This is a genomic window from Streptomyces sp. CA2R106, from assembly GCF_037034245.1.
GTDB lineage: Bacteria > Actinomycetota > Actinomycetes > Streptomycetales > Streptomycetaceae > Actinacidiphila.
This window is the reverse complement of sequence record NZ_JBAGKC010000009.1, coordinates 284,954-308,050: the sequence shown is the minus strand read 5'-3', so window position 1 is coordinate 308,050 and position 23,097 is coordinate 284,954. Positions and strand designations below refer to the sequence as shown.

Sequence of the window (23,097 nt, the reverse complement as noted above, 5' to 3'; positions counted from 1 at the left end):
TCACGTGGGTGCCCCTTTCGGTGGTTCGTTCACCTTGCGGTGGGCTGTGGCTTGGCGCGCAGTTCCTCGCGCCCCTTCGGCCACGCGGCTCTACGGTTCGCGGTTCGTGGGCGGCGGCACGCCGGTGGGCTTCAGAAGCCGTGGGGGAGCCAGGGGGTGGGGGTGGTGTGGAAGGCGAGGCTGGTCGGGGGGAGGGCGGTGGGGTGGAGGGGGTGGAGGAGGCCGGCGGTGGCGAGGGAGTGGAGGGTGGGGCCGCCGAGGTAGGCGGCGGCGAGGTGTTTGGTGTCGAGGGCGAGGTCGGCGGGGGCGGTGGTGCGCTCGCAGGTGGCGCCGGTGGAGTCGCCGGTGAGGTGCCAGCGGCCGGCGTTCCAGGGGCAGAAGGCGTCGGTGACGTCGAGGACGACGTCGACCGGGGCGGAGTAGGTGCGGGCGGCGAGGGCGGCGCCGACGTCGACGAGGCGCAGGTGGAGGGAGTCGTACCGGGTGAGGGCGCAGCGGCGCTCGTCGGAGACGAGGTGGAGGAGGGCGTCGTCGAGGGGGAGGTTGTCGAAGGACACGGCGTCGGTGAGGTCGATCCGGCAGAGGTAGCGCCACAGGGCCGCGTGGACGGCCGGGTCGAGGGCGGCGATGTCGCGGAGGACGACGGCGGGCCGGGCGACGGCGTAGCGGGCGTAGCCGCGCACCTGGCCGTCGACCTCGGCGAGGACGCAGACGAGGGGGCCGGCGCCGCGGCGGACGGCGGGGGCGTCGACGACGGTGCGCTGCTCCCAGTGGGGTCGGCGGGCGAGCATGCCGGCGCGGCCGGGGACGAGTTCGGCGTAGACCGCCTCGCAGGCGGCGACCACCTCGGGGTCGGCGGGTGCGACCAGCCGCAGCCGGACCGCGTCGGCGCCCTCGGGGGCGGTGACGGCGACCCGGGTGGTGTCGATGCTGCCGCGCAACTCGTGGGTGGCCACGCCGTATCCGAAGCGGCCGTAGATGCCGGGTTCGGAGGCGGTGAGGATCGCGACCGGCTCGCCGCCGTCGCGCAGGCCGTCGAGTTGGCGGCGCATCATCGAGGTGAGGATGCCGCGGCGGGTGTGGGTCGGCTGGACGGTGACCATTGTCACGCCCGCGGTGTCGAGCAGCGCGCCGCCGGGCAGCGTCATCCGAAAGGAGTGCAGGCCCGCGGTGCCGACCAGGTCGTCGCCGTCCCACGCGGTGGTGAGCCGGTCCAGTTCGAACACCGCTCGCCACGCGTCGCGTTCCTCGGGGGCGTCGGTGGCGTGGAAGGCCCGCACCACGCGGTCGAAGACGAGGTCCCACTGGTCCGGCTCTGCGCCGCGCAGCTCGATGGTCATGCCGGACTGCCTATCACCGGAGGCGGTGCGCGGCGAACGCATTTCCGCCCGGGCCGGTCCGCCGCTCGTCAGGCGGCGGTGGGCGCGCGGGGGACGTCGCCGCGTGCTACCTCACACGCCATCCGCCCTGCACAGCACGGCGATCGGTGGGTAATGTCGCCGGGGACATGAATAAAGCGACGGCAAAGGGTGAGCGCGGGCTCCGGTGGCGCAGAAGGCTGCACCGGGCCCGCCTGGCCGTACGCCGTTCCGCGGTGGACTACTTCAGGGGCGACGCCTCGGAGTGGGCGGGGCTGGCGGCCGTCGCGGTGGCGATCCCGGCGCTGGCGTACGCGTCGGTCAGCATGCCGGTGTGGTGCCCGCCGGAGGCGCTGGTGCTGCCGATCCTGGCCGGCGGCCTGCTGCTGCGGCCGGCGAGCCTGCTGCTGCTCTACGCGGGTTCCGCGCTGGCGATGGTGGTGGAGTCAGCGGTGCTCGGCCCGTACCGGGAGGGCCCGGGACGGGTGACGCCCGGCACGGTGCTGCTGGTGACCGCGGTGGCGCTGGTCGGGCTGGTCATAGCGCAGTTCCGGGCGCGGGTCGGGGTGCCCTGGCGGCGCGGCCACAGCATGCTCTTCGACCTGCGTGAGCGGATCAGGGTGCAGAGCCGGCTGCCGCGGCTGCCCGGCGGGTGGCACGCGGAGATGGCGCTGCGGCCGGCCGGGGGCCAGTCGTTCTCCGGCGACTTCGTGGTCGCCACCCGCAGTTCGGACGGCCGGGTGCTGGAGGCGGTGCTCACCGACGTGTCCGGCAAGGGCATGGACGCCGCGTCGCGTTCGCTGCTGCTGTCGGGCGCGTTCGGCGGGCTGCTGGGCTCGTTGCCGCCGCACGCCTTCCTCGGGGCCGCCAACGGCTACCTGCTGCGGCAGAACTGGGAGGAGGGCTTCGCCACGTCGGTGCACCTGGTGCTCGATCTGGAGAGCGGTGACTACGAGTTGCTGTCGGCGGGCCATCTGCCGGGGGTGCAACTGCATGCGGGGACCGGCCGTTGGGAGGAGAAGGAGGCCGAGGGGCCGCTGCTGGGGGTGTACGACGGGGCCGAGTTCCACGGCGTGAAGGGCACGTTGGGCTCCGGCGACGTGCTGATGCTGTTCACCGACGGCCTGGTGGAGACGCCGGACCGGGAGATCTCCGAGGGCATGGACCGGCTGATCGGCGAGGCCGACCGCCTCGTGCCGGGCGGATTCCGCGGCTCCGCTTGGCGGTTGATCGAGGCGGTGGCCAAAGACGTCAACGACGACAGGGCGTTGCTCGTGGTGTGCCGCGACTAGCCCGTGGGAATGGGACTATGGGTCCAGAACACGTCTCCTGTGTCCGTGGCCGATGGCACCATGGAACGGGCGAGGCGGGGGCGGCGGTGCGGTCCCCGGGACCGGCATTACCGAAAGAGGAAGTGATCCGTCATGGTTATCTCCCTGTCTGCCGCGCTGCTGCTGGCGATCGTGCTGGTCGTGATGATCCGGGCCAAGTCCATCAAGCCCGGACCGGCCATCGTGGCAGCGCTGTTCGGCTTCTTCCTGGCCTCCACGAACATGGCGCCGGACATCAACCGCTTCCTCAACTCAGTGGCCGACACCATCAACCAGATAAAGCTCTGAGGTCCGCAGTGCCTGCGGGGTCGCCCGCAGGACCTGGTCCAGGGTCGCTCCGGGGTCCTCGCCGCCGGGAGTGGCCAGCAGCGCGGCGAGCAGCGCGATCCGGGCCTGCGCGGGGCGCAGCGAGCCGGCCAGCCGGGCACCGGCCGCCAGCAGGTCCACCGCGCCGCCGCCGGTGTACAGCGGGGCCACCGCGCCGGCCGGGACCCGGGTGCTGACCAGTACGAGCACCCCGTCGGCGACGGCGGCGCGGACCGCCTCGGCGACCTCGGGGTTGGCGTTGCCCGCGCCGGTGCCGGCCAGGACCAGCCCGCGGGCGCCGGCGGCCAGCGCCGCGCCGAGCAGGACCGCGTCCGCATCGGCGTGGTGGGTGAGGATGTCCACCCGGGGGCCGGTCGCGTCGGGCGCGGGCATCGGCAGCGGGGCCGGGCGGGGGCGCCTGCGGCCCCAGCTCACCCGGCCGAACTCCAGTCGGCCCAGCGGCAGTCCGTCCGGGTCGCCGAACGCCTGGGCGTCCACCGTGTGCTTCTTGACGGTGCCCCGGGCGGCGTGGACCTGGCCGCCGAAGACGATCACAGCGCCGATGTCGCGGCCGGAGGCGGCGGTCAGCAGCGCGTCGTAGAGGTTGCCCGCCGCGTCGCCGTCCTCGGCGTCCAGCGGCTTCTGCGCGCCGGTCAGCACGACCGGGCGGTGGTCGTGGTGGAACAGGTCGAGGAAGAAGGCCGACTCCTCCAGGGTGTCGGTGCCGTGGGTGACCACGACGCCGGCCACGTCCGGGTCGGCCAGTGCCTCGTGCACGGCGTGCAGCAGGCGCAGTTGGTGGGCGGTGGTCAGCCGTGAGCTGTTGACGGTGAACAGGTCCACGACGCTCACCTCCACCCCTTCGGGCACGGCGCCCGCGGCGAGCACTTCCTGTCCGGCGGCCTCGGCCGCGTAGCCGTCGCCCTGCCAGCGGCTCGCGATGGTTCCCCCGGTGCTGATGACCACGACATGACGCATGGCGCGCAGCCTCCCTGACTGGTGTCGCGCCTCCCCGGGCGCACAACGATTCCCCAGCACAATGATATGCGCGTAGACCTGCCATATGATTGCCAATACCGATCGGTATTGCGCTCGATCGTGGTAGGAATCCCTCTTATGGACGCCATCGACAGAAGCATCTTGCGCGAGTTGCAGGCCGACGGCCGGCTGACCAACCAGGAACTGGCCCAGCGGGTCGGCCTCACCCCCTCCCCCTGCCTGCGCCGGGTACGGCAGCTGGAGGACGACGGGGTGATCCAGACCTACCGCGCGGTGGTCGATCCGGCCGCGGTCGGGCGGGGGTTCGAGGTGTTCGCGTCGGTGGAGGTGCACCGCGGCCGCGAGGCGGTCGCCGCCTTCGAGGCGGAGGTCCAGTCGACGCCCGACGTGGTGGAGGCGTACCGGCTCTACGGGGCGCCCGGGTGCCTGCTGCGGATCGCGGTCGCGGACTCCGACGCGTACGAGAAGTTCTGGACGGACAAGCTGATCGCGCTGCCCGGGGTCTCCGACGTGAACTCCCAGATGATCATGAAGCGGATCAAGTCGCCGCAGGGCATCCCGGTGGACTGATCACACGCCCGGGGCGGCCGGCGGCTGGCAGGTCGGGCACCAGAAGAGGTTGCGGTTGGCGAGCGGCCGGGTGCGCACCTCGGTGCCGCAGACCAGGCACGGCTCACCGGTGCGCCGGTAGACGTACACCTCGCCGCCGTGGTCGTCGCGGCGCGGCGGGCGGCCCATCGCCTCAGGCTCGTGCTCCGGGCGCACCGTGTCGATCCGGTTGTCGCGCACGCCCTGGCGCATCAGCGCCACCAGGTCGGCCCACATCGCGTCCCACACCGGGCGGGGCAGCGACCGGCCGGGCAGGAACGGGTCCACGCCGTGCCGGAAGAGCACCTCGGCGCGGTAGACGTTGCCGACCCCGGCCAGCACCTTCTGGTCCATCAGCAGCGCGGCGACCGAGATCCGAGATCGGGAGACGCGGGCGTACGCGCGGTCCGGGTCGTCGTGGGCCCGCAGCGGGTCCGGGCCCAGCCGGTCGTGCACCGCCTGCTTCTCGCCGTCGGTGATCAGCTCGCAGGCGGCCGGGCCGCGCAGGTTCATCGCGTGCTCGCCGTGCAGGCCGCCGACCAGCCGCAGCCGTACGGTGTCGGTGACCGGGTCCGGGTCGAAGGCGACCTTGCCTATCAGGCCGAGGTGGATGTGCACCCAGCCGGACCCGGCGAACCCCAGGAACAGGTGCTTGCCGTGGGCGTCGGCGCCGTCCAGCACGGCGCCGTCGAGCAGCGCCGCGCCGTCGGCGAACTTGCCCTGCGGGCTGCCGACCCGGGTCGGCCAGCCGGCGAAGCGCTCCAGGCAGTCCTGTGCCAGCCGGTGGATGGTGTGGCCCTCGGGCATCGCGCGGGGTCAGTCCTGCTGCGGGTGGTTCGCGGGCAGCGGCGGCAGTTCGCCCGTGGCCTCGTACGCGTCCAGCATGTCGATCCGGCGCTGGTGGCGCTCTTCCTGGGAGTAGGGGGTGGCGAGGAAGACCTCGGCGAACTTCGTGGCCTCGTCCTGGGTGTGCATACGGGCGCCGATGCTCAGCACGTTGGCGTTGTTGTGCTGGCGGGCGAGGGAGGCGGTCTCCTCGCTCCAGGCCAGCGCGGCGCGTACGCCCTTCACCTTGTTCGCGGCGATCTGCTCGCCGTTGCCCGAGCCGCCGATCACGATGCCCAGGGCGGTGGGGTCGGCGGCGGTGCGGGTCGCTGCGCGCAGGCAGAACGGGGGGTAGTCGTCCACCGCGTCGTAGATCTGCGGGCCGCAGTCCACGGGGTCGTGGCCGTTGGCCTTCAGCCACTCGACGAGGTGGTTCTTGAGTTCGAAGCCGGCGTGATCCGAGCCGAGGTAGACGCGCATGTGGTGATTGTTCCACCCTCCCGGGTGCCCTGCCGTGGCGGGCCCGGGACCACCTGCCGGTGGGGGTTCCCCTCCGGGGGGGTGGGTTCGCTGTGCGGCGGGACCTTCCCCGGGTGGTGGGCTGGTCGCGCAGTTCCCCGCGCCCCTGATTTGCTCGGCTCTTCCCGTGGGGGGCGCCGTCAGCGGTGGAGGAGGCGCCAGGCGGTGGGGAGGAAGCCCATGGCCAGCGCGGCCTTGAGGGCGTCGCCGAGGAGGTAGGGGCGCAGGCCGAGGCGGACCGCGTCGCCGGCCGAGAGGTGGGCGGCGTACGCGAGGTAGGGCACGCCGACGGCGTAGACCACGGCGGAGCCGAGCACCATGACGGCGGCGGTCCGCAGCACCGTACGGTCGCCGCCGCGCCGGGCGAGGGCGCCGACCACCGCGGAGGCGAGCATCATCCCGAGGATGTAGCCGAAGGTCGGCATGGACCAGCCGGAGCTGCCCTCGGCGAACCACGGCAGCCCGGCCACGCCCGCGGCGGCGTACAGCGCGAGGGCGGAGAAGCCGCGGCGGGCGCCGAGCGCGGTGCCGACCAGCAGCGCGGCGAAGGTCTGCCCGGTGACCGGCACGGGAGAGCCCGGCACGGGCACCGAGATCTGCGCGGCCAGTCCCGTGAGCACCGCGCCGCCGACCACGAGCGCGGCGTCCCGCAGCCGGGCCCGGCTGACGGAGGAGGCGGGCAGCAGATCGGCGAGTACGGCGCCGGGGGCCGTGGTGGCGGCGGTGCTCATGGATGACTCCGCGAGGGTGTGAGGACGGTCGGGACACCGCGACGCTAGCGCAGCACCCGCACGGTGATCATCGTCGGACCCCGACAAACCGCGGCGCCCGCCCTTGGAGGCTTAGCCCGCGCCCCACCTCCCCCGCCGCGCGCGCCCTTTCGCCTGCTCACGTGAGACTCGTCACGCCATGAAGCGCTGCGGAAACGGGTACGGGGCAGCCCGTGGCAGGCCGCCCCGTACCCGCTGCCGCTGTGGGAACTCCACCAAGCGGCGGCGCCTGATCACTCGTCGAAGATCGGGCCCTGGGTGCGGGTGCGCTTGATCTCGTAGAAGCCCGGGATCGCGGCGACCAGCAGGGTGCCGTCCCAGAGCTGGGCGGCCTGCTCGCCCTTGGGAGCGGGGGTGACGACGGGGCCGAAGAAGGCGATCTGCTCGCCGTCGGCGCCGGGGACGGCGATCACGGGGGTGCCGACTTCCTGGCCGACCTTGTCGATGCCCTCCTTGTGGGAGGCGCGCAGCTGCGAGTCGTAGGTGTCGGTGTCCGCGAAGTCGGCGAGGGAGGCGGGCAGTCCGACCTCCTCCAGCGCGGCCACGACGGTCTCGCGGGTCTTGGGCTCGGCCCGGTTGTGGAAGCGGGTGCCCAGCGCGGTGTAGAGGGGGCCGACGACGTCGTCCCCGTGCAGTTCGCGGGCGGCGGTGACGACCCGGACCGGGCCCCAGGCGTCGCGCAGGAAGGTGGCGTACTGCTCGGGGAGGGTGTCGAGCTTGTCCTCGTTGAGCACCGCGAGGCTCATCACGTGCCAGCGCACCTCGACCGGGCGGACCTTCTCCACCTCCAGCATCCAGCGGGAGGTCATCCAGGCCCAGGGGCACAGCGGGTCGAACCAGAAGTCGGCGGGGGTCTTCTCGGTCTGCTCGGCGGCAGTCGCGGTCACTGCGAGCTCCTCGTTCACGGCATCGTGTCAGGGACGGGGCGGCCGGCGGCTCGCACCCGCCACCCCACCACGACAACGTGCCGCGCACCCCGGCTCATTCCCCGCTGCCGCCCCGCGGGGCCCGTGGGAGGATGCCAGGGCGCCGCGATCCGGCGCGCCCGACGGCAGGAGTGCCAAGACCGAGAGGAGCCGCCACGTGCCCGGCGAGAACCTGAGCCGTGAGGAGGCCCGCGAGCGGGCCGCGATCCTGTCCGTGGAGCGGTACGACGTGGCGCTGGACGTGCGCTCCGCGGTCGGTCCGGCGGCCGGGAGCGGACCGCGCACCTTCCGGTCCACCACGGTGATCGACTTCCGCTGCGCGCGGCCGGGCGCGTCGACCTTCGCCGACCTGATCGCGCCGTCGGTGGCGTCGGTCCGGCTCAACGGCCGCGAGCTGGACCCGGCGGCGGTCTTCGACGGCACCCGGATCGCGCTGGCGGACCTCGCCGAGCGCAACACCCTGGTGGTGGACGCGCACTGCGCCTACAGCCGGACCGGTGAGGGCCTGCACCGCTTCGAGGACCCCGAGGACGGCGAGGTCTACCTCTACACGCAGTACGAACCGGCCGACGCCCGGCGGGTGTTCGCGAACTTCGAGCAGCCGGACCTGAAGGCGCCGTTCTCCTTCCGGGTCACCGCGCCCGAGGGCTGGACGGTGCTGGGCAACGGCGCGGCGGACGGCGACCCGGTGCCGGCCGAGGGCGGCGGCGCGACCACCGCGTTCGTGCCCACCCAGCCGATCTCGACGTACATCACCGCGGTCGTAGCCGGGCCCTACCACGTGGAGCGCGACCACTACGCGCGCACCCACCCGGACGGCGCGGTGCTGGACATCCCGCTGTCCGCGCTGTGCCGCCGCTCGCTGGCCCGGCACTTCGACGCCGACGCGATCTTCGACGTCACCAAGCGCGGCCTGGACTTCTTCCACGAGAGCTTCGACTACCCGTACCCGTTCGGTAAGTACGACCAGGCGTTCGTGCCGGAGTACAACCTCGGCGCGATGGAGAACCCGGGCTGTGTGACCTTCCGCGAGGAGTACGTCTTCCGCGGCAAGGTGACGCGGGCGTCGTACGAAGGCCGGGCCAACGTCATCCTGCACGAGATGGCGCACATGTGGTTCGGCGACCTGGTGACCATGCGGTGGTGGGACGACCTGTGGCTGAAGGAGTCGTTCGCCGACTTCATGGGCGCGTTCGCGCTGGTGGAGGCGACGGAGTTCACCGAGGGGTGGATCACCTTCGCCAACCGCCGCAAGGCGTGGGCCTACCGGGCCGACCAACTGCCCTCCACCCACCCGGTGGTGGCGGACATCCCGGACCTGGAGGCGGCGAAGCTCAACTTCGACGGCATCACGTACTCCAAGGGCGCCTCGGTGCTCAAGCAGCTCGTCGCGTACGTGGGGCGGGACGCGTTCCTGGAGGCGGCCCGGCGGTACTTCAAGCGGAACGCGTACGGCAACACCACGCTCGCGGACCTGCTGGCGGTGCTGGCGGAGACCTCCGGGCGGGACATGGCCGCCTGGTCGGCGGCGTGGCTGGAGACCGCGGGCGTCAACTCCCTGACTCCGCAGGTGATCTGCGACGCGGAGGGCCGGATCACCGAGCTGTCGGTGGCGCAGACCGCGGACGGCACGCAGCCGCGGCTGCGGCCGCACCGGATCGCGGTCGGCCTCTACCGGCACACGCCCGACGGCACGTTGGAGCGCTACGCCCGCGCGGAGGCGGACGTCGCCGGGCCGTCCACGGCGGTGCCCGAGCTCGCGGGGCAGCCGCGGCCGGACCTGGTGCTGGTCAACGACGACGACCTGACGTACGCCAAGACCCGCTTCGACGAGGTGTCGCTCGCAACGCTGCGGGAGCGGCTCGGCGACCTCTCCGACCCGCTGGCGCGGGCGCTGGCCTGGTCGGCGGTGTGGAACCTCACCCGGGACGCGCTGATGCCCGCGCGGGACTACCTGGGGCTGGTGCTGCGCTTCGCCGGGCAGGAGACCGACATCGGCGTGCTCCAGTCGCTCCACCAGCAGGCGCGGACCGCCCTCGTCCACTACGTCGCGCCCGGCGCGCGGGAGGAGGCCGGCACCGCGCTCGCGGCGGGCGCGCTGCGGGAGCTGCGGCAGGCCGAGCCGGGCAGCGGGCACCAGTTGGCGTGGGCCCGCTTCTTCGCGGCGTCCGCCGCCTCCGCGGCCGATCTCCAGCTGGTCCAGGGGCTGCTGGACGGTTCCGCGAAGATCGACGGGCTCGACGTCGACCAGGAACTGCGGTGGACCTTCCTCGAAACGCTCGTCGGCGAGGGTGTCGCCGGAGCGGACGCCGTCGCGGCCGAGCGGCGCCGCGACGACACCGCCTCCGGGCACCGCCACGAGGTGCGGTGCCTGGCGGCCCGGCCCGACGCCGAGGTCAAGGCCGCCGCCTGGGCCGCGGTGGTCGACTCCGACACCCTGTCCAACGCCCTGGTCGAGGCCACCATCGCGGGGTTCGCCCAGCCCGGGCAGCGGGAGTTGGGCGCGCCCTACGTCGCGCCCTACTTCGAGGCGATCGAACGGGTCTGGGCCGAGCGGTCCATCGAGATCGGGATGGACGTCGTCCGCGGGCTCTACCCCTCTCTCCAGGACGGGGACGTGGTGCTCGCGGCCACCGACGAGTGGCTCTCCGAGCGGGCAGGAGCCGCGCCGGCGCTTCGGCGGCTCGTCCTCGAGGCGCGCGACGACCTCGCCCGCGCCCTTCGGGCACAGGTCTGCGACGCGCCCAAGTAGCCGCACGCGTCCGGCCGTTCGCCGCCGTGGCCGCGAAGCGACCCCGGCGGCGGGCCGGGCGGCCTGGTGTGCGCGAACCTGCCGCAAAGCCCGGGCGGGCTGATCGGCACCGAACGCGGGGGACTTTAGGCTCGGGTTGTCCGAGTTTGTCGACGGGTGTGTAACAAGGGTTAGTTGGGGGCCCTTGGGAGGGAAACACTCGGGCATGACCGCGAACGATCTGACCTCCCACGCACTGGACCGCCGCGACGGCTGCGACGAGACGGTGGTGACGTTCCACCGGCTGCGAGAACTCGGCATGACGGCCGCGCAGATCGGCGAGTACTGCCGCCCGGGCGGCCGTTGGCAGCAGATCCTGCCCGGGGTGTGCCTGCTGCACTCGGGCCCGCCGAGCAGCGAGGAGCGCGTGCGGGCGGCACTGCTGTACGCGGCGCCGGTGGGCGGGGGCCGGGGGGCGATGGTGACGGGGCTGGCGGCGCTGGCGCTGTACCGCTTCACGTCGGTGCCGCCGCTGATCGGGCTCCCGATGATCGACGTGCTGGTGCCGTGGCAGCGCCGGCTGCGCGACGCGGGCGACGTGACGGTGCACCGCACCCGTGAACTGCCGTACCCGACGGACGTGGTGGGCCTGCCGTGCGCTCCGGTGCCGCGGGCGCTGGCGGACGCGATCGCGGAGCTGGGGGACACCGACGCCGTACGGGCGCTGCTGACGGAGGCGGTGCGGTCGGGGCACTGCGACGGCGCGGCGGTGCTGCGGGAGCTGTCCCGGGCGGGGCTGCTGCACCGCCCGACGGTACGGCGCGCGGTGGACGTGCTGCGTACGGAGGACCGCGCGATGGCCGAGCAGCGGCTGTACGCGATGGTGCGCGCCTACCAGTTGCCCGACCCGGTGTGGAACGTGGACCTGCGGCTGCCGGGCGGCCCGCCGCTCGGCGGGGTGGACGCGTACTGGCCCGACCACGGTGTGGCGGTCTGCCTGGACCCGGCCGACGACGCGCTGTGGTCGTACTACGCCCGGCAGCGCGAACACGTGGAGGCGCTGGGCATCACGATGGTGTTCCTGTCCCCGGTGAAGCTGCGGGACGCCGCGGCGCAGCAGGCGGCCGTGGTCCGCACCGCGCTGATGGCCTCGGGCGAGGCGGACCCGGCCGCCTATGTGGTGGTCACACCGCGCTGAGCGCGGCCGCGGCCGGCCTCACCTCTTCCTCACCTCTTCCGCAGCAGGAGTTCGGCGTTGCGGTCGTGGGCGGCGCCGCTCGCGGAGGTGATGTCCGCGCCGGGCGCGTTGAACGCCAACTCGCGGTAGAGCGAGGCCAGTCCGGTGGTGGACAGGTCGTGGAAGTCGGTGCGGTGCGGGGCCGCGGACTCGATCAGCGTGGTGATCAGCGACAGCGTCCCGTCGTGGTTGTCGACGAGTTCGATCACCCGGGCGAGCTGCGGGTAGTCCACGTGGGAGGCGGTGTTGACCTCCCAGAAGGTGTCGCGCGGGGCGATCCGGTTGTGGTGGCTGTGGCCGTTGATCCAGGCCAGCACGTTGCGGTGCCGGTTCAGCAGCGCGGTGAGCTCGTCGCCGCCGTGCCGCTTCTCCTGCGGCCGGGCGGGGTCGGTCCGCAGGTTCGTCATGCTGTGGCCGGCGTGGTGGCTGAAGACCAGCACGTGCTCGTCGGCGTGCTCGGTCAGGGTGCGGTCCAGCCAGGCGAGTTGCTCGGAGCCGATGGAGCCGAGGAACGCGCCGCCGCGGTCGGTGGTGTCCAGGCTGACGCCGAGCACGCCGTCGGCGACCCGGAAGGTGTAGTAGAGGTGGTCGGCGTCCACGCCCTCGGCGGCGTAGCCGTGGCCGACGGGACCCGCGCCGGTGCGGCTGGGGTCGAGGTGCGCGTCCAGGTACTCCTGCGGGGTGAACGGGACGCGCCGGGCGTCGGCGGTGACGGTGCGGGCGGTACGGGCGTAGCGCTGGAGGACCTCGCGGACGAGCGCGCCGTCCGGGTCCTGCTGCGAGGACACCGCCCGGTACACGCGCATCATGTCGGCGTGCGGCACCTGCTCCAGCTTGCGGTCGCCGACGGCGGTCTGCGCGGCGAAGGAGCCGTGCGGTCCGGACCGGTAGGCGCCGCTGAACAGGGCGTCGTGGTTGCCGACGGTGGAGTACCAGGGGATCTTCAGGCCGGGGGCGGTCAGCGGGCGCATGGCGGCGGTCAGATAGCCGGGCAGGTGCGGGAAGCCGAGCTTCTTGTCGGCGTCGGTGCGGGCGCTCTCCGGCTGCCAGAACAGCGGCAGCCCCGAGTTCTGGATGCCCTCGAACGCCTGCGGGTCACCGGTGTTGGGGTTGATCCGGCCGCCGCTCATCGCGGTGAGGAACCAGTCCAGCTCGATCGTGGAGTTGTTGTCGGTGTTGTCGCCGGTGGTGATGGCGAAGGACAGCGGGTGGCCGGTGACCGGGCCGCCGCGCAGGCTGTTGACCCGGTCGATGATCGACAGGGTGCTCAGGACGGACAGCGCCTCGTGGGGGCGCCAGTCGTGCGGGCCGTGCTCGCGCATCCACTCCATGCGCAGCGGCGACTGGACGTCCATCACGTGCAGGTCGGTGAGTTGGACGAACGCGGCGATCGCGGTGCGGCGCTCCAGGCGGCGCGGGTCCGCCGGGGCGAGGTCGGCGCGGACCACTCGCTTCCAGCCGGGACCGTCCGTCAGGCGCCGGTAGGCGCCCTTGCCGGTGGGGGTCGCCACGGAGTGCAGGGTGGTGCCGACGGTGGTCGGCTCCACCGCGGTGGACGCCGTGGCGGCGGGCGTCGCGGGCGGGGCTGCGCTGCGGCGGGCCGCGCTGCTCGGCGCCGCCGTCGGGTGGGCGCTGGCCCGGTCGGAGCCGGGGCCGAAGAGCCATGCGGCGGCGCCGCCGGCGGCTGCGAGGCCGGTGCCGGACGCGATCAGCAGGGCGCGGCGGTCGAGGTGGGGGCGGTGGGGAGGGGTGCGGGTGGGCTCGGGTGCGGGCATGTCGTTCCCCCGTGGGGAGGCTGTGGCGTACGAGCGGCCCCGGGCGTGGGGCACCCACCGGGATGGTTGGCAGCGGAAGTGGCGTGCTCCGTAACGCGGAGCGAACGCGGAATGCCCATCTCCGGGCACGAATGTCCGTTCCCGCGTTCGTCATCCGGCCGAGCGCCGCCGTTCCCCTCCACGCCCCCGTCCGCCCTTCCGCGGCGGCCCCGTGCGCGCGCGACCGTACGGCGCGGGGGTAGGAGGAGGGCACCCCGGGGTAGGGGTCTGTGCACGCACTGTGAGGACGGAGGCACGATGGACCGGGTACGGCTGGCCGGGTTGTACGGCGTGGACGTGGCGTACCGCCCGACCGCGGACAGAGAGGTGGCCGTCCCGACGGAGACGATCGTGGCCGTACTGGCCGCGCTCGGGGTGGACGCGAGCACGCACTGCGCGGTGAAGGACGCCCTGGCGGCCTACGAGCAGCGCGCGGGCAACCGCCTGCTCGACCCGTGCACGGTGCTGCGGGCCGGGCACGACACCCTCGACGCGGTGCTGGCCAGGCTGCCGGACGGCACCCGGTTGACGGCCACCTCGCGCACCGGCGAGCCGCTGCCGGCGGCGCCCACCGCGCCGGGCCGCTACGCGCTGCGCGCCCGGACGCCCGACGGCCGCACCTCGACCGGGGAGCTGGTGGTGGCGCCCGAGCGGCTGCCCGGGCCGCCGGGGCGCACCTTCGGGTTCATGGCGCAGCTGTACTCCACGCTGTCCGCGCGCTCCTGGGGCATGGGCGACCTCGCCGACCTCGCGGACCTGGCGGCGTGGTCCGGCCGCACCCTGGGCGCGGGCTTCGTGCAGATCAACCCGCTGCACGCGGCGGTGCCGGGCCGCCCCACCGACCCGTCGCCGTACCGCCCCTCCTCGCGGCGTTTCCCCGACCCGGTCTACCTGCGGGTGGAGGAGATCCCCGAGTACGCCTACCTGCCGGCGGCCGCCCGCAAGCAGATGGCGGAGCTGCTGGCGGCGGCCGGCGGGCTGCGGGACGGGGTGCTGACGCGGGACGCGCTGATCGACCGGGACGCGGTGTGGGCGCTGAAGTCGCAGGCGCTGGAGCTGCTGCGGGCGGTGCCGCTCAGCCCCGGCCGCCGGGCGGCCTACGCGGACTTCCTCGCCGAGCAGGGCCAGGCGCTGGACGACCACGCCACCTGGTCGGCGCTGGCCGAGCTGCACGGCCCGGACTGGCACGCCTGGCCGGCGGGGCTGCGGGACCCGCGCTCGCCGCAGGTGGCGCGGGCGCGCAGCGAGCTGCTGGAGCGGGTGGACTTCCACGCCTGGCTGACCTGGCTCACCGACGGGCAGCTCGGCGCGGCGCAGGGGGCCGCCCGGGCGGCGGGGATGCCGGTCGGGGTGGTGCACGACCTGGCGGTGGGGGTGCATCCGGCCGGCTCGGACGCCTGGTCGATGCAGGACGTGCTGGCCGCGGGCATCTCGGTGGGGGCGCCGCCGGACGCCTTCAACTCCCGCGGCCAGGACTGGGGCCTGCCGCCGTGGCGCCCGGACGCGCTGGCGGCGACCGGCTACGCGCCCTACCGGGACCTGGTCGCGCGGATGCTGCGGCACGCCGGGGGCCTGCGGATGGACCACGTGATGGGCCTGTTCCGGCTGTGGTGGGTGCCGCAGGGCCGCCCGCCGACGGAGGGCACGTACGTCCGCTACGACGCGCGGGCGATGCTGGGGCTGCTGGCGCTGGAGGCCCATGAGGCGGGGGCGGTGGTGATCGGCGAGGACCTGGGCACGGTGGAGCCGGGGGTGCGCGAGGAGCTGGCGGACCGGGGGGTGCTGGGCACTTCGGTGCTGTGGTTCGAGCGGGACTACTCCGGCGCCGACCCCGGGCACCGCCCGCTGCCGCCGTCGGCGTGGCGGTCGGCGTGCGTGGCGACGGCGACCACGCACGACCTGCCGAGCACCGCGGCCCGGCTGACCGGGGAGCACGTCGGGCTGCGGCACCGGCTGGGGCTGCTGGGGCAGCCGCTGGCGGCGGCGCAGGCGGCGGACGCGGCGGAGGTCGCGGAGTGGATCGCGCTGCTGGGCCGGCTGGGGCTGCTGCCCGACGGCCCGGTGGAGGAGGAGGGGGTGGTCCGGGCGGTGCACCGGTTCCTGGCGCTGACCCCGGCGCGGATGGTCGGGGTGTGGCTGCCGGACACCGTCGGCGACCGGCGCCCGCAGAACCTGCCGGGCACCTCCACGGAGTACCCGAACTGGCGGCTGCCGGTCGCCGGGCCGGACGGGCGGCCGCTGACCCTGGAGGAGTTGGCCGCCTCACCCCGGCTGCACACCCTCACCGAGGAGCTGCGCGCGGCGCTCGCGACGCGCCCGACGCGCCTGTAAGGCACCCCGCGCGCACGAGGCGCGGAAGCGGTCACTACATTGAGTACGTGGACAAGAAGCTCACCAAGAAGGTCGTGCGCGCCGGGGTCGTCACCACCGGTACTGCGCTGATGCTGCTCATGTCGTCCCCCGCCTTCGCCCTGTCGCGCAGCGACGGCGACGACCCGGGTTCCGGCCTGAGCGTGCTCCAGACCCTCGGCCTGTTCGTGGCGCTCCCGCTGGTGCTGTTCGGTGTCATCGCCGGGCTGGTCATCGTGACGGACAAGTCCCGCAAGCAGCAGTAGCCCCGGCGCCTGACGGCGCCCCCGGGCACCCCGACGCGCCGCCCCCGACGGTACGGGAGGCGGCGCGCGGGCGTTGCACGCGGGCGCTTTCTGCGGGCGCTTCGTGCGGGCGGTGGCTCACGTGTGCCGGCGGCTCACGTGTGCGGGCGGCTGCCCTTCTCCTGCTTCGGGAAGCTCTGGTCGGCCCCCGGCAGCGTCGGCTTGGGCAGCGTCGCCACCTCCTGCTCGGCCTCGGCGAGCTGCTCGGCGGTGTTGTCCGGCAGCTTCGGCGCCTGCGCGGTCGCGTCGTCGAAGCGGAAGGCCGAGGTGAGGTCGCCGAAGGTGCGGCGGCGCCACTGCGAGATGTTCGGCTCCTGGACGCCGGTGAACTTCTCCAGGAAGCGCAGCGACGAGGTGTGGTCGAACGCCTCGCTCGCCACCCATCCGCCGACCGTCCACGGCGAGACGATGATCGCCGGGACCCGGAAGCCCGCACCGATCGGCTGCCCGTCGATGTACTCGTCGGCCGTGCCGGCCTTCGCGGTCGGCGGCACCACGTGGTCGAACAGGCCGTCGTTCTCGTCGTAGTTGAGGATGAACGCGGTCTTCGCCCACACCTTCGGGTTGGACGCGATCGCCTCGATCTTGGACGCGACGAAGTCCGCGCCGGCCGCGGGCAGGTAGTCCGGGTGCTCGGACTGGTAGCTGGTCGGCAGAATCCAGGAGACCGCGGGCAGCCGGTCGTTGCGGGCGTCGTCCTCGAAGGTGCCCTCGGGCTGGTACACCATGGCCCGCTCGTACAGCGGGTCGCCGGGCTGGGCGTCCTGGAACCGCTGGAACTGCGAGAGCATGTTGGTGCCGTAGTTGTCGGTCTCCTGGTAGACCTTCCAGTCCACCCCGGCCGCCTGGAGCCGCTCCGCGTACGTCGTCCAGCGGTACGGCGTCGGCGCCAAGTTGCTGATCACCGGGCCGCCCTTCGTGCCGCCGGGGTCCACGGTGCCGGTCATCCAGTACAGCCGGTTGGGCCAGGTCGGGCCCATCATCGAGCAGTAGTAGTTGTCGCAGATGGTGAAGGTCTCCGCCAGCGCGAACTGGAACGGGATGTCCTCCCGCGTGTAGTAGCCCATCACGTACGGGCCGTTGGCGCCGTCGGCCGCGCGGTGGGCGGGCAGCCACTTGTCCATCGCGCCGCCGTTCCACGCCTGGTGCTGCACTGTGTAGGCGTGGCTGGTGGAGGGGATCGCCTGGGCGCTGGTGCTCTTGGTGTCCAGGTGGAAGGGCAGGGTGTAGCCGTCGGGGTTCTCCGTGTCGGGCTGGTAGAACACCGAACGGCCGGTGGAGAGCTTCTTCGCGTCCGGGTCGCTGAAGCCGCGCACACCGGACAGGGTGCCGAAGTAGTGGTCGAAGGAGCGGTTCTCCTGCATCAGCATGACCACGTGCTCGATGTCGCGCAGCGAACCGCTGCGCGGCGGCCCCGCGGCGACCGCCTTCTGCACGCTCGGCGGGAGCAGCGACAGCGCGGCCGCGCCACCCACCGCGCCCGCTGCCGATCCGAGGAGTCTGCGACGCGTCAACTCGGCCATGAACGTTCCTCCTTGAGCCGTCTGGTGGGCCCCCTTGCCGAGAGCCCCACGGCAGCCTGGACGGAGGGACGCGCGGGTCGATGGGGGCAGCCGGTGAACACGTGGCCAACGTGCAGGAAGCAGTTGGCCACACCTTTACCTGTGTCACCGCGGCGCCACTCCCGTACCACCGCGCCGTTCACCTGAGCGCCACGCCGTACAGTCCGCGCACAGCAGTCCCACAGCGCGAACGCGGCGGTGCCCCGGTCCCTCAGGGACCGGGGCACCGCCGGGGGGAACGCCTGCGAGAGGCCGCGGGAGGAGTCGGGCGTTACCCGGCCGCCTCGTCCACCGCCTGCGCCTTCAGGGCGCGTTCGACGCCGGAGCGGGACTCCACCACCAGCCGGCGCAGCGCCGGCACCGGCTCGGCCGAGGCCAGCCACGCGTCGGTGGCGTCCAGGGTCTGCCGCGAGATCTGGAGCGAGGGGTAGAGGCCGGTCACGATCTGCTGCGCCATCTCGTAACTGCGGGAGTCCCACACGCTCTTGACGGACGCGAAGTACCGCTCGGCGTAGGGGGCGAGCAGTTCGCGCTGGTCGCTCTGGACGAAGCCGCCGATGACGGCCTCCTGCACGGCGTTGGGCAGCTTGTCCTCGTCGACCACCGACGTCCACACCTCGGCCTTGTTCGCCGCGTCCGGGCGGGCGGCGCGGGCGGCCGCGGCGTGCTGCTCACCGGCGGAGGTGGGGTCGCGGACCAGTTCGGCGTCGATCGCGTCCGCACCGGCCCGGCCGGTCGCGGCCAGCCGGATCAGCAGCGCCCAGCGCAGCTCGGTGTCGACCGCGAGGCCGTCGTAGGAGCGGGTGCCGTCCAGCAGGCCCTGGAGGATGTCGAGCTGCTCGGGGGTGCGGGCGGTGCCGGCGAACGCCCGGGCCCAGGCCAGCTGGTGGTCGCTGCCCGCGTCGGCCGCCTGGAGGTGCTCCAGCGCCGCCTGCGTCCAGCGGGCCACCTCGGCCTCCCGCCTACCCGGCGCCACATACGCGTCCAGGGCCAGCTTGACCTGGCGGTGCAGCGACTGCACCACGCCGATGTCGCTCTCCTTGCCGATGCCGTGCAGCACCAGCTCCAGGTAGTCGCGGGCGGCCAGTTCGCCGTCGCGCGTCATGTCCCACGCGGCCGCCCAGACCAGCGCGCGCGGCAGCGACTCGGTGAAGTCGCCGACGTGGTCGCGGACCACGGCGAGGGACTGCTCGTCCAGCCGGATCTTGGCGTACGACAGGTCGTCGTCGTTGAGCAGGAAGACGTCCGGGCGGGCGGTGCCGGCCAGTTCGGGCACCTCGGTGCGCTCGCCGTCGACGTCCAGCTCGATCCGGCGGGTGCGGACCAGCACGCCGTCCTTCAGGTCGTAGGCGCCGATCGCGATGCGGTGCGGCCGCAGCACCGGCACGCCCTTGGCGCCGGCCGGAAGCGCGGGCGCCTCCTGCCGCACCGCGAAGGAGGTGACGGTGCCGTCGGCGCCGACCTCGATCTCCGGCCGCAGCACATTGATGCCCGCGGTCTCCAGCCACGCCTTCGACCAGGACTTCAGGTCGCGCCCGGAGGTCTCCTCCAGCGCGCCGAGCAGGTCCGACAGGCGGGTGTTGCCCCACGCGTGCCGCTTGAAGTACTGCTGCACACCGGCGAAGAAGGCGTCCATGCCGACGTAGGCGACGAGCTGCTTGAGGACCGAGGCGCCCTTGGCGTAGGTGATCCCGTCGAAGTTGACCAGGACGTCTTCCAGGTCGTTGATCTCCGCCATGATCGGGTGGGTGGAGGGCAGTTGGTCCTGCCGGTAGGCCCACGTCTTCATGCTGTTGGCGAAGGTGGTCCAGGAGTGCGGCCACTTGGAGCCTGGGGCGTGCGCCTGGCAGGCGATGGAGGTGTAGGTGGCGAACGACTCGTTGAGCCAGAGGTCGTTCCACCACTCCATGGTGACCAGGTCGCCGAACCACATGTGGGCCAGCTCGTGCAGGATGGTCTCCCCCCGCACCTCGTACGCGGAGTCGGTGACCTTGGAGCGGAAGACGTACTGGTCGCGGATGGTGACCGCGCCCGCGTTCTCCATCGCGCCCGCGTTGAACTCCGGGACGAACAGCTGGTCGTACTTGGCGAACGGGTACGGATGGGCGAACTTGTCGTGGAACCAGTCGAAGCCCTGCCGGGTGACGGCGAAGATCTCCTCGGCGTCCAGGTGCTCCACGAGGGAGGGCCGGCAGTACACGCCCAGCGGCACGCTGCGCCCCGCCCCCTCCCAGGTGCTGTGCACCGAGGCGTACGGGCCGACGATCAGCGCGGTGACGTACGACGAGATGCGCGGGGTGGGCTCGAAGACCCACACGCCGTCCTCGGGGGCCGGCGGCGTCGGCGCGTTCGACACGACCGTCCAGCCGGCGGGCGCCTGGACGGTGAAGGCGAAGGCCGCCTTCAGGTCGGGCTGCTCGAAGGAGGCGTAGACCCGGCGGGAGTCCGCCACCTCGAACTGCGTGTACAGGTACGCCTGCTTGTCGACCGGGTCGACGAAGCGGTGCAGGCCCTCACCGGTGTTGGTGTAGGCGCAGTCGGCGACGACCCGCAGCTCGTTCGGCCCGGCGGGCAGGTCGTCGAGGGCGATCCGGGAGTCGGCGAAGACGCGGTCCGCGTCGAGCGCGGTCCCGTTGAGCACCACTTCGTGGACGGCCGGGGCGATCAGGTCGATGAAGCTCGCACCGGGCTCGCGGACCTCGAAGCGCACGGTGGTCACCGAGCGGAAGGTCCCGCCGTCCTGGGCCCCGCGCAGGTCCAGCTCGATGTCGTACGCTTCCACGCGGAGCAGGCGCGCCCGCTCCTGCGCCTCCGCACGCGTGAGGTTCGTACCAGCCACGACGGCCTTCTCCTTCACTGCCGAACTCGTCGAACGTGTCGACCGGATCGATCCGGATAGCGATCACCCGGGTCCCGCTCACCGGGTTTCCGCCGGTGGCAGGCCCATCCTCGCACGTTCGCCGCCTCCCCCGCGGGCGCCGGCCCGCCCAGGGAAAGGCGGTGCCTCGGCGGCGCCGGCGGCGCGGTGGAGGCCGGCACCGCGGTGCGCCCGGGGCGGGCGGGCGTACCGCGGTGGGAAGCAAGAAGCCCGGATCTCAGGCTGATATGCCGTCGATCCGGGCCAGGGCGTCGTCCGCGCCGAAGGGTTGCAGGTATGGCAGCCACCTCGGGTCCCGATGTCCGGTCCCGATGATCCGCCAGGCCAGCCCCGACGGCGGGGCCGGTTGATGGCGCAGCCGCCACCCCAGCTCGGCGACGTGGCGGTCCGCCTTCACGTGGTTGCAGCGTCTGCACGCCGCCACCACGTTGTCCCAGGCGTGCTGGCCGCCGCGGCTGCGCGGGATGACGTGGTCGACGCTGGTGGCGGCGGCCCCGCAGTACGCGCACTTGCCGCCGTCCCGGGCGAAGAGCGCCCGGCGGGTCAGCGGGACCGTGCCCCGGAAGGGGACGCGTACGAACTTGGTGAGTTTCACGACACTCGGCGCGGGCAGCGCCTGGGTCTCGCTGTGCAGGTAGGCGCCGGATTCCTCCAGGCACACGGCCTTGTTGTTGAGCACGAGGATGAGCGCGCGGCGTAGCGGTACGACGCCGAGTGGCTCGTACGACGCGTTCAGGACCAGGACATGCGGCACGGATGCCTCCTTAGGCGCCGGCGGCGCGTGGCTCGCGCCGGGACGATCTGGCCTCAGTCTCTCCGGAATGCGGTGCACTGCGCCACCATGCCCGGGTAACGGACCGAGGGTGTTTTGGACCACACTCGCGCCCCTGCCGCTCCGGGTCCCTGGTAGGACAACGCCGCCGCACCCTCCATACATCCCCCGATCAGCGGCCTTCCGCTCCTCCGCGGGGCAACGAGACGGCATCGTTCACGTGTTTGGCCGCCGTTACATTGGAGCCCTCGCACCCCGAGCCCCCGGGCTCCCCCGACGGAGGTCCCCGTGTCCAGCCCGACGCCGCAGCCCCAGAACACCGCGCCGTTCGCCGACGTGCCCCGTTCGGCGGCGCAGGCCAGCAGCTGGGTGGACGACAACTGGGCGAACTGGCTCACCTCGGGCCTGCGGATCGTGCTGATCGTCGCGATCGCGGTGGTACTCCGTTCGGTGGTACGCAAGACCATCAGCCGGCTCATCGAACGGATGAACCGGGGCGCGGAGGTGGCCGCGAACACCGCGCTGGGCGGGCTGCTGGTCAACGCCGAGCGGCGCCGCCAGCGCAGCGAGGCGATCGGGTCGGTGCTGCGCAGCGTGGCGTCGTTCCTGATCCTGGGCACGGCCGCGCTGACGGTGCTGTCGGTGCTGAAGATCAACCTGGCGCCGCTGCTGGCCAGCGCCGGGGTGGCCGGCGTCGCGATCGGCTTCGGCGCCCGCAACCTGGTGACGGACTTCCTCTCCGGCGTGTTCATGATCCTGGAGGACCAGTACGGCGTCGGCGACGTGATCGACGCTGGCGTGGCGACCGGCACCGTGGTGGAGGTCGGCCTGCGGGTCACGAAGCTGCGCGGCGACGGCGGCGAGATCTGGTACGTCCGCAACGGCGAGGTGAAGCGGATCGGGAACCTCAGCCAGGGCTGGGCCACCGCGGTGGTGGACGTGCAGGTCGGCGCGGGTGAGGACCTGGACCGGGCCCGCGCGGTGATCACGGCGACCGCGGACGACATGGCCAAGGAGACGCCCTGGGACGAGCGGCTGTGGGAGCCGGTGAAGGTGCTCGGGCTGGAGTCGGTCGCGGAGGACTCCGTGGTGCTCCAGGCGCAGGCCCGCACCATGCCCGGCCAGGCCGCGAGCGTCTCCCGCGAGCTGCGCTGGCGGATCAGGCGCGCCTTCCTGCGCGAGGGCATCGAGATCACCGGCGGCCCGGGCGTCCTCGTCCCGGCCCAGTCCGGCGGCGGCCAGGACGAGGACGGCCCCTCCGCGGGGGCCGAGCAGGACAGCGACGACTGAGCACCGCCGCACACACCGGCAGAGGGACGGACGTGGACAGCACGAACACGGCCGCAAGCACCGGTACGAGGACGGCCGCGGCCGGCGGCTGGTCGCTGCGCCCCTCGACGCCCGCCGATGTCGAGACGGTCGCCGACCTGCGCGCGCTCGTCATGCGCCCCGACCTCGAACGCCTCGGCCGCTATGACGAGCACCGGGTCCGGCAGCGGCTGCGGGACGGCTTCTCCCGCGAGCACACCTCGATCGTCCTGGCGGACGGCGCCCTGGCCGGCTCGGTCACCTTCCGCCCCGAGCCCGACGGCTCCCGCGTCCTGGAGCACTTCTACCTCGCCCGCGCCCACCAGGGCCGGGGCCTGGGCACCTGGGTGCTGGGCACGCTGCTCGCCCGCGCGGACCGGGCGGGCGAGACCACCCGCCTGATCGTGCTCCAGGGCAGCGCCGCCCGCCGCCTGTACGAGCGGCACGGATTCACCGTCGAGTCCGAGGACCCGATCGACGTCTTCATGGTCCGCCCGCCCGCACCGGCGGCGTCGTAGC

At 73.3% G+C, this 23,097-nt stretch carries 19 protein-coding genes; 9 read left to right on the top strand and 10 right to left on the bottom strand.

Going from position 1 to position 23,097, the window contains the following annotated elements; all coding sequences use genetic code 11:
- Window positions 1–131: 131 nt before the first annotated feature.
- Window positions 132–1,340: a GNAT family N-acetyltransferase gene (locus WA788_RS16735; RefSeq protein ID WP_335978060.1), complete on the bottom strand. Its 1,209-nt coding sequence runs from the start codon at window positions 1,338–1,340 to the stop codon at window positions 132–134.
- Window positions 1,341–1,507: 167 nt separating this feature from the next.
- Here WA788_RS16735 and WA788_RS16730 point away from each other — a divergent pair, with 167 nt between their 5' ends.
- Entirely contained in the window at window positions 1,508–2,650 is a 1,143-nt protein-coding gene (locus tag WA788_RS16730; RefSeq protein WP_335978059.1) for a PP2C family protein-serine/threonine phosphatase, read from the top strand.
- 132 nt (window positions 2,651–2,782) lie between these two features.
- Window positions 2,783–2,977 (top strand): hypothetical protein, encoded by a 195-nt coding sequence (locus tag WA788_RS16725; RefSeq protein WP_202233725.1) that lies wholly within the window; start codon window positions 2,783–2,785, stop codon window positions 2,975–2,977.
- Here WA788_RS16725 and WA788_RS16720 read toward each other — a convergent pair.
- Window positions 2,942–3,973 (bottom strand): asparaginase, encoded by a 1,032-nt coding sequence (locus WA788_RS16720; RefSeq protein ID WP_335978056.1) that lies wholly within the window; start codon window positions 3,971–3,973, stop codon window positions 2,942–2,944. The two genes, WA788_RS16725 and WA788_RS16720, sit on opposite strands and share 36 nt — an antisense overlap.
- 138 nt (window positions 3,974–4,111) lie before the next feature.
- Here WA788_RS16720 and WA788_RS16715 point away from each other — a divergent pair, with 138 nt between their 5' ends.
- Complete coding sequence (locus tag WA788_RS16715) at window positions 4,112–4,564, top strand: Lrp/AsnC family transcriptional regulator (RefSeq protein WP_335978055.1); 453 nt, start codon at window positions 4,112–4,114, stop codon at window positions 4,562–4,564.
- Here the strand turns inward: WA788_RS16715 and WA788_RS16710 are convergent, their stop codons facing one another.
- From WA788_RS16710 to WA788_RS16695, 4 genes are all read right to left on the bottom strand, one after another.
- Window positions 4,565–5,389 carry an Fpg/Nei family DNA glycosylase gene (locus WA788_RS16710; protein ID WP_335978053.1) on the bottom strand — a complete coding sequence of 275 codons (825 nt, stop codon included), beginning with the start codon at window positions 5,387–5,389 and terminating at the stop codon, window positions 4,565–4,567.
- Between the two features lie 9 nt (window positions 5,390–5,398).
- Window positions 5,399–5,887, bottom strand: a complete 489-nt coding sequence (locus WA788_RS16705; protein ID WP_335978051.1) for a ribose-5-phosphate isomerase — start codon at window positions 5,885–5,887, stop codon at window positions 5,399–5,401.
- Window positions 5,888–6,066: 179 nt separating this feature from the next.
- Complete coding sequence (locus tag WA788_RS16700) at window positions 6,067–6,657, bottom strand: biotin transporter BioY (protein WP_335978049.1); 591 nt, start codon at window positions 6,655–6,657, stop codon at window positions 6,067–6,069.
- Between the two features lie 272 nt (window positions 6,658–6,929).
- Window positions 6,930–7,583, bottom strand: coding sequence for a mycothiol-dependent nitroreductase Rv2466c family protein (locus WA788_RS16695; RefSeq protein ID WP_335978047.1), 654 nt, complete (start codon window positions 7,581–7,583; stop codon window positions 6,930–6,932).
- 196 nt (window positions 7,584–7,779) lie between these two features.
- Here WA788_RS16695 and pepN (WA788_RS16690) point away from each other — a divergent pair, with 196 nt between their 5' ends.
- Together pepN (WA788_RS16690) and WA788_RS16685 are read left to right on the top strand one after the other, a co-directional pair.
- The gene (gene pepN / locus WA788_RS16690; protein WP_335978046.1) at window positions 7,780–10,374 is read left to right on the top strand and encodes an aminopeptidase N; all 2,595 of its coding nucleotides are present in this window, start codon (window positions 7,780–7,782) and stop codon (window positions 10,372–10,374) included.
- Between the two features lie 205 nt (window positions 10,375–10,579).
- On the top strand, window positions 10,580–11,551 hold the full coding sequence (locus tag WA788_RS16685; protein ID WP_335978044.1) for a hypothetical protein: 972 nt from the start codon (window positions 10,580–10,582) through the stop codon (window positions 11,549–11,551).
- 29 nt (window positions 11,552–11,580) lie between these two features.
- Here the strand turns inward: WA788_RS16685 and WA788_RS16680 are convergent, their stop codons facing one another.
- Window positions 11,581–13,365, bottom strand: a complete 1,785-nt coding sequence (locus WA788_RS16680; RefSeq protein WP_335978042.1) for a TIGR03767 family metallophosphoesterase — start codon at window positions 13,363–13,365, stop codon at window positions 11,581–11,583.
- Window positions 13,366–13,662: 297 nt separating this feature from the next.
- Between WA788_RS16680 and malQ the strand changes: the two genes are divergently transcribed.
- Window positions 13,663–15,735, top strand: a complete 2,073-nt coding sequence (gene malQ / locus WA788_RS16675; protein ID WP_335978041.1) for a 4-alpha-glucanotransferase — start codon at window positions 13,663–13,665, stop codon at window positions 15,733–15,735.
- Window positions 15,736–15,782: 47 nt separating this feature from the next.
- Complete coding sequence (locus WA788_RS16670) at window positions 15,783–16,019, top strand: hypothetical protein (RefSeq protein ID WP_335978040.1); 237 nt, start codon at window positions 15,783–15,785, stop codon at window positions 16,017–16,019.
- Between the two features lie 134 nt (window positions 16,020–16,153).
- Here WA788_RS16670 and WA788_RS16665 read toward each other — a convergent pair whose 3' ends face one another.
- The 3 genes from WA788_RS16665 to WA788_RS16655 form a co-directional block, all read right to left on the bottom strand.
- Window positions 16,154–17,581 (bottom strand): alkaline phosphatase family protein, encoded by a 1,428-nt coding sequence (locus tag WA788_RS16665; RefSeq protein WP_335978038.1) that lies wholly within the window; start codon window positions 17,579–17,581, stop codon window positions 16,154–16,156.
- 310 nt (window positions 17,582–17,891) lie between these two features.
- The gene (gene pepN / locus WA788_RS16660; protein ID WP_335978036.1) at window positions 17,892–20,459 is read right to left on the bottom strand and encodes an aminopeptidase N; all 2,568 of its coding nucleotides are present in this window, start codon (window positions 20,457–20,459) and stop codon (window positions 17,892–17,894) included.
- A gap of 256 nt (window positions 20,460–20,715) precedes the next feature.
- Window positions 20,716–21,252 carry an HNH endonuclease gene (locus WA788_RS16655; protein ID WP_103889250.1) on the bottom strand — a complete coding sequence of 179 codons (537 nt, stop codon included), beginning with the start codon at window positions 21,250–21,252 and terminating at the stop codon, window positions 20,716–20,718.
- Window positions 21,253–21,558: 306 nt separating this feature from the next.
- Here WA788_RS16655 and WA788_RS16650 point away from each other — a divergent pair, with 306 nt between their 5' ends.
- Window positions 21,559–22,560 (top strand): mechanosensitive ion channel family protein, encoded by a 1,002-nt coding sequence (locus WA788_RS16650; protein ID WP_335978032.1) that lies wholly within the window; start codon window positions 21,559–21,561, stop codon window positions 22,558–22,560.
- A gap of 95 nt (window positions 22,561–22,655) precedes the next feature.
- On the top strand, window positions 22,656–23,096 hold the full coding sequence (locus tag WA788_RS16645; protein WP_335978094.1) for a GNAT family N-acetyltransferase: 441 nt from the start codon (window positions 22,656–22,658) through the stop codon (window positions 23,094–23,096).
- The last annotated feature ends 1 nt before the right edge of the window (window position 23,097 follow it).

Coding starts and splice junctions, on each gene's coding strand:
- WA788_RS16735 (WP_335978060.1), bottom strand. CDS start 1,340: ATGACCATCGAGCTGCGCGGCGCAGAGCCGGACCAGTGGGACCTCGTC.
- WA788_RS16730 (WP_335978059.1), top strand. CDS start 1,508: ATGAATAAAGCGACGGCAAAGGGTGAGCGCGGGCTCCGGTGGCGCAGA.
- WA788_RS16725 (WP_202233725.1), top strand. CDS start 2,783: ATGGTTATCTCCCTGTCTGCCGCGCTGCTGCTGGCGATCGTGCTGGTC.
- WA788_RS16720 (WP_335978056.1), bottom strand. CDS start 3,973: ATGCGTCATGTCGTGGTCATCAGCACCGGGGGAACCATCGCGAGCCGC.
- WA788_RS16715 (WP_335978055.1), top strand. CDS start 4,112: ATGGACGCCATCGACAGAAGCATCTTGCGCGAGTTGCAGGCCGACGGC.
- WA788_RS16710 (WP_335978053.1), bottom strand. CDS start 5,389: ATGCCCGAGGGCCACACCATCCACCGGCTGGCACAGGACTGCCTGGAG.
- WA788_RS16705 (WP_335978051.1), bottom strand. CDS start 5,887: ATGCGCGTCTACCTCGGCTCGGATCACGCCGGCTTCGAACTCAAGAAC.
- WA788_RS16700 (WP_335978049.1), bottom strand. CDS start 6,657: ATGAGCACCGCCGCCACCACGGCCCCCGGCGCCGTACTCGCCGATCTG.
- WA788_RS16685 (WP_335978044.1), top strand. CDS start 10,580: ATGACCGCGAACGATCTGACCTCCCACGCACTGGACCGCCGCGACGGC.
- WA788_RS16680 (WP_335978042.1), bottom strand. CDS start 13,365: ATGCCCGCACCCGAGCCCACCCGCACCCCTCCCCACCGCCCCCACCTC.
- malQ (WP_335978041.1), top strand. CDS start 13,663: ATGGACCGGGTACGGCTGGCCGGGTTGTACGGCGTGGACGTGGCGTAC.
- WA788_RS16665 (WP_335978038.1), bottom strand. CDS start 17,581: ATGGCCGAGTTGACGCGTCGCAGACTCCTCGGATCGGCAGCGGGCGCG.